General features: G+C 28.8%; 5 protein-coding genes. All 5 read left to right on the top strand.

Annotation, left to right across the window (positions count from 1 at the left end; genetic code table 11):
* On the top strand, positions 1 to 1,083 hold a 1,083-nt coding region (locus tag CD129_RS09585), incomplete at its 5' end, for a glycosyltransferase family 4 protein (protein WP_144437009.1).
* A gap of 19 nt (positions 1,084 to 1,102) precedes the next feature.
* Positions 1,103 to 2,356, top strand: coding sequence for a nucleotide sugar dehydrogenase (locus tag CD129_RS09580; protein ID WP_115337785.1), 1,254 nt, complete (start codon positions 1,103 to 1,105; stop codon positions 2,354 to 2,356).
* A 12-nt stretch (positions 2,357 to 2,368) separates the two neighbouring features.
* Entirely contained in the window at positions 2,369 to 2,965 is a 597-nt protein-coding gene (locus CD129_RS09575) for a sugar transferase (protein ID WP_107510178.1), read from the top strand.
* Positions 2,962 to 3,582, top strand: a complete 621-nt coding sequence (locus CD129_RS09570) for an acetyltransferase (protein WP_107510179.1) — start codon at positions 2,962 to 2,964, stop codon at positions 3,580 to 3,582. Before CD129_RS09575 ends, CD129_RS09570 begins: the two co-directional genes overlap by 4 nt.
* Before the next feature lie 6 nt (positions 3,583 to 3,588).
* A complete protein-coding gene (locus CD129_RS09565; RefSeq protein ID WP_115337784.1) occupies positions 3,589 to 4,728 on the top strand; it encodes a DegT/DnrJ/EryC1/StrS family aminotransferase in 1,140 nt (379 codons plus the stop codon).
* Positions 4,729 to 4,975 lie beyond the last annotated feature (247 nt).

Here is a 4,975-nt window from a genome sequence, read left to right as displayed (position 1 = left end):
GATAAATATAATAAAAAATATATTACAAAAGAAGTTATATCTAAAAATGTGACTGTATACAGATGTCATGTTAGTAAAGGTTATAATAAAAACTTTATAGGTAGATTATTTGGATATTTTTCGTTTAATTTTTCTTCCTCATTTGCTTTAAAGAGAATAAAAAACATTGATGTTATTTTGGTTAGTTCTCCACCTTTATTTATAGGATTAACTGGCATTTTAGCAAAATGGATAACTAAAAAACCTTTAATATTTGAAATTAGAGATTTGTGGCCAGAATCTGCGATAGACACGGGTGTTTTATCTAATAAATATATTATAAATTTAGCATATAAAATCGAAAAAATGTGCTATAAATATGCAGATCTAATCAATGTGTTAACACCAGCATTCAAAGATAAATTAATTGAAAATAAGAATATAAATCCAAATAAAATTATTTATATTCCTAATGGTGCCGATTTAGATATATTTAAACCGGAAGAGAAAAACACTAACTTAGTTCAGAAATATAATTTGAACAATAAATTTATTATCACATACACAGGTGCACATGGTGTTGCAAATCATCTGGAATATATTTTGAATATAGCAAATAATTTAAAAAATAAAGATAAAGATATTGACTTTTTATTAATTGGCGATGGAATGAGGAAAAAAAGTTTAATCAATCTGGCTAATAAAATGAACCTAGATAATGTGACTTTTATTGATGCTCAACCTAAAAATCAAATTTCTGATTACGTGAACTTATCTGATGCATGTATTGCTGTATTAAAGAAAAACGACACATTTAAAACAGTGTATCCAAATAAAATATTTGATTATATGTCTTGTAAAAAGCCAATTCTAGTAGGTATAGATGGTATAGCTAGAGAGTTAGTAGAAGATAATAAAGCGGGTATATATATAGATCCAGAAAATGAAGAAGAGTGTGTAAACAGTATTATTTCTCTGAAAAATAATGCAGATTTAAGACAGGAGTTTGGAGAAAATGGTTATCAGTTTGTATCTACAAATTTTGATAGAAAAAAACTAGCTGATAAGTATATTGAAAAAATGAATATTATGGTTGGTAAATAAAAAAATGGGGAAGATTAATATGAAAATTACAACAATAGGCTTAGGTTATATCGGATTACCTACATCAATTATGTTTGCTAAACATGGTGTTAATGTTATTGGAGTAGACATAAATAGTGAAGCTGTATCTAAATTGAATAATGGTGAACTACATATAGAAGAGCCTTATTTACACGAAGAATTACTGAAGGCATTGGAAAGCAATACTTTTAGAGCTACTACTGAAGTTGAACCAGCTGATTGTTTCATTATTTCAGTTCCAACTCCTAATTCAAATGATGAATATAAATCATGCGATGTATCTATAGTCGAATCAGCTTGTAGAAGTATCTTACCTGTTTTAGAAAAAGGGAATACAGTAATAATTGAATCAACAATTGCACCACGAACAACTGAAGATGTAATTAAACCTATTTTTGAAGAAGTGGGATATTCTATTGGTGAAGATTTATATTTAATTCATTGTCCTGAAAGAGTTTTACCAGGAAAAATAATGGAAGAACTTAAGTATAATAATCGTATTGTTGGTGGAATTACTAGAGAATGTACTACAAAAGCAAAAGAAATTTATAGTTTATTTGTTGAAGGTGAAATTATAGAAACTGACTCTAAAACCGCGGAACTCTCTAAATTAATGGAAAATACTTTTAGAGACACTAATATTGCTTTGGCTAATGAATTAGCTAAAATATGCTATGAACTTGATATAAATGCATTAAAAGTTATCGAAATGGCAAATAAACATCCTAGAGTTAATTTGCATTATCCTGGTCCTGGAGTTGGTGGACATTGTCTTGCAGTAGATCCTTACTTTATTATTGCAAAAGCACCAGAAAAAAGTGAGTTAATATCAAAATCACGCGAAATTAATAATTCAATGCCTTCTTTTATAGTAGATATAGTTAAGAAGTTAGTTAATAAAAACAACTTTAAAAAAATAACTGTTTTAGGTTTAACATACAAAGGTAATATAGATGATATAAGAGAATCTCCAGCAATGGATATATATCATATGTTACAAAAAAATCTTAATATCGATATAGTGGCACATGATCCGCATGTACAAAAAAGCTTTGTCACTAATAGTATAGAAGAAGCAGTGAATGATAGTTCTCTATTACTTGTTTTATCTGATCATGATGAATTTAAAGATTTATCTAATTATTCGAAACTAATGGATAACCCTGTTATTTTAGATACTAAGAATGTAGTTGTAAAACATGACGGTTATAAATATTACAATTATGATAATCTTTATAAATTAAAACAGTAAATGGGTGAAAATATGTTGAAAAGAACTATTGATACAGTTGTAAGTGGCTCATTATTAATAATTACATTACCAATTTTAATAGTTACATCTAGTGCAATTTCAAAAAAAATGGGTAATCCTGTTTTATTTAAACAAACTAGACCTGGTAAGGATGAAAAACCATTTCAAATTTTAAAGTTTAGAACTATGACAGATGAAAAAGATAGTAATGGTGAGTTATTACCAGATGAAAAAAGAATGACAAAAACTGGTGACTTTATTCGTAAAACAAGCATAGATGAATTACCACAGTTAATAAATGTATTAAAGGGAGATTTAAGTTTAGTAGGTCCTAGACCATTACTAATGGAATATCTACCTTTGTACACAGAAGAACAAAGAAAAAGACATCTTGTTAAACCAGGTATTACAGGATGGGCTCAGATAAATGGTAGAAATGCTATTTCATGGGAAGATAAATTTAAATTAGATGTTTGGTATGTAGAAAATCAATCTTTTACTCTAGATATGTTTATACTATATAAAACATTTTATAATGTTATTAAACGTAAGGATATTAGTGCAAGTGATCATGTAACAATAGAAAGATTTAAAGGAAGTTTAAAATGAAGCCAATATTACTAATAGGTAATGGCGGGCATGCAAAAGTGATTAAAGATATTATTAAACAAAGTGAACATTATACTTTCGCGGGATATTTAGATGATAATATTAATGAATTTCATGTAGAGAATAATATTATATATGACCGTTTAGAAAATATTAATAATTATGCGAATGAGTATCACTTTATTATAGCTATTGGCAATAATGAAGTTAGAGAAACCATTTATAATAAGGTGAATTTAGCTATTGAACGGTATCCTATATTAATACATCCTACAGCAAGTATAGGTTCAAACGTGGTTTTCGGAAATGGCACAGTTGTAATGGCCAACACTGTAATAAATGCAGATACTATAATAGGTAGGCACAGCATTGTTAATACTGGTGCTATTGTAGAGCATGATAATATCATTTCAGATTTTGTTCATGTCTCACCTAACTCAACTTTAACAGGTGGAGTTTCCGTTGGTATTAAATCTCAAATAGGTGCTAGCGCAACAGTCATACCACAGATTAAAATTGGGCAGAATACGATAGTTGGAGCTGGTTCAACTGTTGTTAATGATATTGGTGATAACCAGATTGTAGTAGGTACGCCTGCTAAACCGATTAGGAGATGAATTTTTATGTCAAAGAGGATATTATTATCTTCACCTCATATGGGAGGTAATGAACAAAAATATATTAATGATGCGTTTGAACAAAATTGGATTGCACCACTTGGTGAGAATGTTACTGAATTTGAGAAAACTGTACGTGAATATGTACAAGTTGATCACAGTTTAGCACTTGGTAGTGGTACGTTTGCTATACACCTTGCATTGATTGAATGTGGTGTTACTGAAGGAGATATAGTATTTTGTTCATCATTAACATTTTGTGCTACATCTAATCCTATATTGTATCAGAATGCAAAACCTGTATTTATTGATTCTGATAACGATACTTGGAATATGTCCCCGTATGCATTAAGAAAAGCATTAGAAAAATATGATGAACTTGGTAAGTTGCCTAAAGCAGTTTTAGTAGTAAACTTGTACGGTCAATCTGCTAAAATGGATGAACTTAAAGCACTATGTGAGAAATTTAATGTTAAGTTAATTGAAGATGCTGCTGAATCACTAGGCTCTGAATATAAAGGTAGAAAAAGCGGTAGTTTCGGTGACTATGGTATTTTCTCCTTTAATGGGAATAAAATTATTACCACTAGTGGCGGAGGTATGTTAGTTTCAAATAACAAAGAAAATGTTGAACATGCTTTATTCTTATCTACCCAAGCTCGTGATCAAGCAGTTCATTATCAGCATAGTGAATTAGGCTACAATTATAGATTAAGTAATATTTCAGCTGGAATTGGTAGAGGTCAAATGGAAGTATTAGAAGATAGAGTGGATAGAAGAAGAGAAATATTCGATACTTATTATAAAGAATTAGACCATATTGACGGAATTAATTTCCAACCAGAATTAAGTAATACTAAATCTAATAGATGGTTAACAGCTTTAACAATTGATTCTGAACAAGTTGGAATTGATTCATCTGAATTAATTAGACAATTACAAGAAAATAACATAGAAGCAAGACCAGTTTGGAAACCAATGCATTTACAACCATTATATGAAGAATATGATTATATAGCTGAAAATAATGATAATGCAAAAGCATTATTCGAAAATGGCGTATGTTTACCATCTGGTTCAAATATGAGTGATGAAGAATTAAATACAGTTATTAGTACAATTAAATCAATTATTAGTAACAAGTAATTTTAGTAAGTACCAGCAAATTTTAAAAGTGTGAAAATCATAAAATAGCAAGGACCACATTAAACTCTCTATAAATATAGAGGGTTTTTTATTTTTTTTCGTAAAACAATTCTGCATAACAGATTCAGTACCCAAATATTTTTTTGAATAACTCTATCTGATAATCTTTATTGGCGTATTTACATTGTTTGTAATTAGTATGTAAATAAAACATATAGTGAAACAACTGATATTAATAATGTAATTG

The organism is Mammaliicoccus fleurettii (assembly GCF_003970575.1).
In the GTDB taxonomy this organism is placed as follows: domain Bacteria; phylum Bacillota; class Bacilli; order Staphylococcales; family Staphylococcaceae; genus Mammaliicoccus; species Mammaliicoccus fleurettii.
The sequence above is the reverse complement of the archived record's forward strand: the minus strand, read 5'-3'. Positions and strand labels throughout refer to the sequence as shown.